Genomic DNA, 3,860 nt, shown 5'->3' with positions numbered 1-3,860 from the left:
GAACCACATCAGCAATGACACCCGCAGAATCCGGCTGACCAAGGGTTGTGCATCCTGAGCCAGCCTGCACCAGGACACCGTCATGTGCCCCGTGAAATCCCCCTTCGGTCTTGATAATATCAGTTTTTCCGGTATATCCCCGTGCCAGGCGGATCGCAGCCATGGTGGCTTCAGAGCCGGTTGTCACAAACCGGACCATCTCAATGGATGGATGATCCTGAATAAGAATCCGTGCAAGATCAATCTCTGCAGGAGTTGGAGTTCCATAGAGCCAGCCATCCTGTGCTGCTGACAGTATCGCATCATGCACCTGCTTATTGGCATGACCCAGGATGAGCGGGCCGTATGCACAGCAGCAGTCGATCAGTTCTGCCCCGTCCGCAGTATAGATTCGGGACCCCGAACCCCGTATGGTATAGAATGGATAGGGCTGAATTGCCCGGACCGGACTTGAAACCCCGCCTGGCATCAGTTCCCGAGCCGTTGTATAATATTCCCTGCTTTTTTCACCGTGATTCATGAAGCCACCTGCATACATCTTCAGCAAAATACGTTATTATAAGGTCTGCACCTGCACGTTTCAGCGATATCAGGCTTTCCATGACAACCCGCCGTTCATCAAGCCATCCTTTCTCTGATGCAGCCTTTATCATAGAGTATTCCCCGGAGACCTGGTAGGCTGCAACCGGAAGCCCGAGTTGTCTGATATCCGTGATGATATCACCAAACCACCCGGCGGGTTTTACCATCAGAATATCTGCACCTTCTGCTGCATCCAGTTCCGACTCACGATATGCCTCCCGCCGATTTGAGACAGGAGCCTGGTATCCGGTCCGATCGCCGCAGGAAAACCCAGATCCTGCCGCTTCACGAAACGGGCCATAGAGCGAGGATGCAAATTTGGATGAATAAGACATGATAAGAACCTCCTGATGCCCGTAATCGTCCAACGCTTCCCGGATGGCAGAAACCATGCCATCAAGCATACACGACGGTGCGACAATATCAGCACCTGCCTCAGCCTGGGAGACCGCAATACGCTGCATCATCTCAAGGGAGGCGTCATTTACCAGGTCAAATCCATCGCAGCATTCACCGATATACCCGCAGTGACCGTGATCAGTATACTCACAGGCACAGAGATCTGTAATGATGACCATGTCAGGACAGGCCGTCTTCATGGCACGAACCACCTGCTGAATGATTCCGTCCGGTGCATGTGCCCCTGACGCGTCCGCATCCTTGACAGATGGAATACCAAAGAGAAGAACTGCACGAATTCCTGTATCCCTCAGCCTGGTACCCACGTCTCCTGCCATCCTGACCGGCCATCTGTACTGTCCGGGCATTGCCAGAATCGGAACAGGCTCATCTGCCTGTTCATCGAAAAAAAGCGGCGCTATCAGATCATCTGAACACAGATGCGTCTCGGTAAGCAGGGGGATTATCTTCCGCCTGCGTAATCTTCTCAATCGGACGTGCGGGAACATATCATCTCTCCTCGTGTTATGGCACCAACCAGGTTTTCAGCAATCTGCATCTCTCCCCGTTCGGCACAGGTCCGGATGGTAAGGGTTACATCGGTCAGAAGTTTCCTTGTCAGAACCCTGGTCAGGTCGTCAGTCACTTCCCGAAGCCGGTCATCGTACCCGGATAACCTGGACAGGGCCCGATCCCGCTCTCTGATTCGGATCTGTTCTGCCCAGCTATGCAGGGTTGCAAGGAGTTCATCTGCAGCCTTCCGGTTAAAGAGACGGATAAACTGGGTCAGTTCCTGGTCAAGAAATGCCCTGACCTTCATAGCCGCCTCCTTTCTGAATTGTGCCGTGTCATCATTGACTTTCCGAAGATCATCAATCGTATAGAGACATATCCCTGGTATCTTCCCGACCTCTTCCTCAACATCCCTAGGCTGGGCGATATCCACTATGATAAGCGGGCGTCTGGTGGTATCAAGTGGCCAGGATCTGCTATTCATGGCCTGTGAGACCTCCTCAGCCCTGATAACGGGATGGGGAGCAGCGGTGCAGCAGATGACAACATCAGAAAGGGTCAGATACCGGTAAAGGTCTGCCATAGGAACTGCGGTCCCATGTACCTTCTCAGCCAGCAGCCGGGCACGATCAAAGGTCCGGTTCGCCACATAGATTGCAGACAGGTGCTTTGCGGCAAGTGCCTGGGTAACGAGGACTCCCATCTCCCCACTCCCGAGCACCAGGATATGACGACCCTCAAGTGAACCGAGCCGCTCTTCGGCAAGCAAAACCGCGGCTGATCCGATTGATACCGCACCCCGGTTGATCCCGCTCATCCTTCTGGCTTCTGAACCGGCATGGATGGCCTTGTTAATACAGAGGGTGATCAGGGGATCGGCAACTGACTTCTCCTCTGAAAGGGTGAGCGCCTTTCGAAGCTGCCCAAGGATCTGATCCTCACCAATGACCATAGAGTCAAGACCTGCTGCGAGATCAAGAAGATGTGACAATGCCTCAGCATCCTTCCAGATCTGCCAGCCGGTCCTTCCTTCACCCTCCAGAAATGTGACAAGGAGATCCGCATTTCCGTGCACCATGACCTCAATCCGGTTACAGGTCTGAAGCAGGATAACTCCTTTGAACCATTCTCCTGCCCGCTCAAGGAATGCTTCCTCATCAGGAAACCGGACCGCTTCCATATCCGCTACCGAAGCCGTGTGATGGGATATCCCTGCAATGGTAAAGGGAGAAAAGAGCGCGTGAGTCATATGGCAAATCTCCGCTTAATATACTCTTTCGCATGTTCTATTCCGGTTGCGAGCGCCTTTCTCGTTTCAGGGTCACGAAGAGCAGAATATAGGACGGCATCATATGAATCAGTGCCTTGTCGGTCCCCCCGGTAGGTGTTTCGGATCCATTCCCCTAAGAGAATGAGATCATCAAGATCAGGGAATGAATGCTCAAGTCCCTCGCGAATGAGTCGTGAGATCGCCGGGACAGAGCCGATGGTGCTTACCGCAATGACATACCGGTCTCCGGAGATCTTCGCTGGAAGGACGACATCACCACGGGTTCCAGCCGCGATATTACACCAGATATTTTCGCGATTACATACGTTTTTGATCACAGAATTTAACTCTGAATCTGATGTTGCGGCGATAACAAGTGACGCATGCTGAATCATCTGCTGCAGGGTTTTTTGATCTCCTGTCAGATTACATACCTCCGTCCTGACCGGTATCTCATGAAAATCCTGATGAAAAGAACGACTATACACGACGACTTCAGCTTCATGAGCGAAATACCGGGCCTTTCTTGCCCCGACAACCCCTCCCCCGAAGATGATTACTTTCTTGCCGGTAAAGTCAATCATCAGAGGGATCATTCGTATGAGGTTTGCAGGTAGAAAATATCAATCTGTCCAATGAATCTGATCATTATTCATACGGATCGATGGAGAGTAAAATCGAAGTTTTTATTATCTCTCAAAGCTGACGATATAGAGCACCTGCGTTGATAGTGTAGTGGTTATCACTAGGCGTTGCCAACGCCTAAACCCGGGTTCGAATCCCGGTCAGCGCATTCATACCGTATACCGTCCCCTTTTTTGTAAGTTCGTATCTTTGTGGTTTTTAATAAAGCGTTTTTTCGCAATTGGAGCAAGATTCCGGGTTACTTTTTTGCTGACGTGGATTTTGGGTATATAAGAGAAATCTCCAGTAGATTCTCATGAGGCTTGTACCTGGGCACCCCCATTCCCATGTTTATAAATGATCTCGATTTTTCTTGTCTTCGGGTCGTCGAATTTCCGTCGCAGCATACAAACCCCTCCCTTCACGAGGTTGGCAGAAGTAATTCCGGGCAGGGGGTTGCAAGGGGAGAGGG

The 3,860-nt window shown here is 51.5% G+C and carries 4 protein-coding genes and 1 tRNA gene; 1 reads left to right on the top strand and 4 read right to left on the bottom strand.

Annotated elements, in window-relative coordinates; genetic code table 11:
* The 4 genes from PLA23_RS11260 to PLA23_RS11245 all read right to left on the bottom strand — a co-directional run.
* A partial coding sequence (locus PLA23_RS11260) for an aminotransferase class III-fold pyridoxal phosphate-dependent enzyme (RefSeq protein ID WP_324475245.1) occupies window positions 1–520 on the bottom strand: 520 nt, incomplete at its 3' end.
* Complete coding sequence (hemB, locus tag PLA23_RS11255; protein WP_324331980.1) at window positions 507–1,490, bottom strand: porphobilinogen synthase; 984 nt, start codon at window positions 1,488–1,490, stop codon at window positions 507–509. The genes PLA23_RS11260 and hemB, both read right to left, overlap by 14 nt.
* Entirely contained in the window at window positions 1,469–2,743 is a 1,275-nt protein-coding gene (hemA, locus tag PLA23_RS11250; protein WP_324475244.1) for a glutamyl-tRNA reductase, read from the bottom strand. The genes hemB and hemA overlap by 22 nt, the downstream gene beginning before the upstream one ends.
* Window positions 2,740–3,348 (bottom strand): precorrin-2 dehydrogenase/sirohydrochlorin ferrochelatase family protein, encoded by a 609-nt coding sequence (locus tag PLA23_RS11245; RefSeq protein ID WP_324475243.1) that lies wholly within the window; start codon window positions 3,346–3,348, stop codon window positions 2,740–2,742. The genes hemA and PLA23_RS11245 overlap by 4 nt, the downstream gene beginning before the upstream one ends.
* Before the next feature lie 137 nt (window positions 3,349–3,485).
* Between PLA23_RS11245 and PLA23_RS11240 the strand changes: the two genes are divergently transcribed.
* A tRNA-Gly gene (locus PLA23_RS11240) sits at window positions 3,486–3,557 on the top strand.
* Window positions 3,558–3,860: the final 303 nt, after the last annotated feature.

It is taken from the genome of Methanospirillum sp., assembly GCF_035406105.1.
Lineage (GTDB): Archaea > Halobacteriota > Methanomicrobia > Methanomicrobiales > Methanospirillaceae > Methanospirillum.
Note: the sequence above shows the minus strand (reverse complement) of the source record. Positions and strands in the feature narration are given on the sequence as shown.

Bases quoted from the DNA above. Each gene is read 5' to 3' on its own strand.
- hemB (WP_324331980.1), bottom strand. From the start codon at position 1,490: ATGTTCCCGCACGTCCGATTGAGAAGATTACGCAGGCGGAAGATAATC.
- hemA (WP_324475244.1), bottom strand. From the start codon at position 2,743: ATGACTCACGCGCTCTTTTCTCCCTTTACCATTGCAGGGATATCCCAT.
- PLA23_RS11245 (WP_324475243.1), bottom strand. From the start codon at position 3,348: ATGATTGACTTTACCGGCAAGAAAGTAATCATCTTCGGGGGAGGGGTT.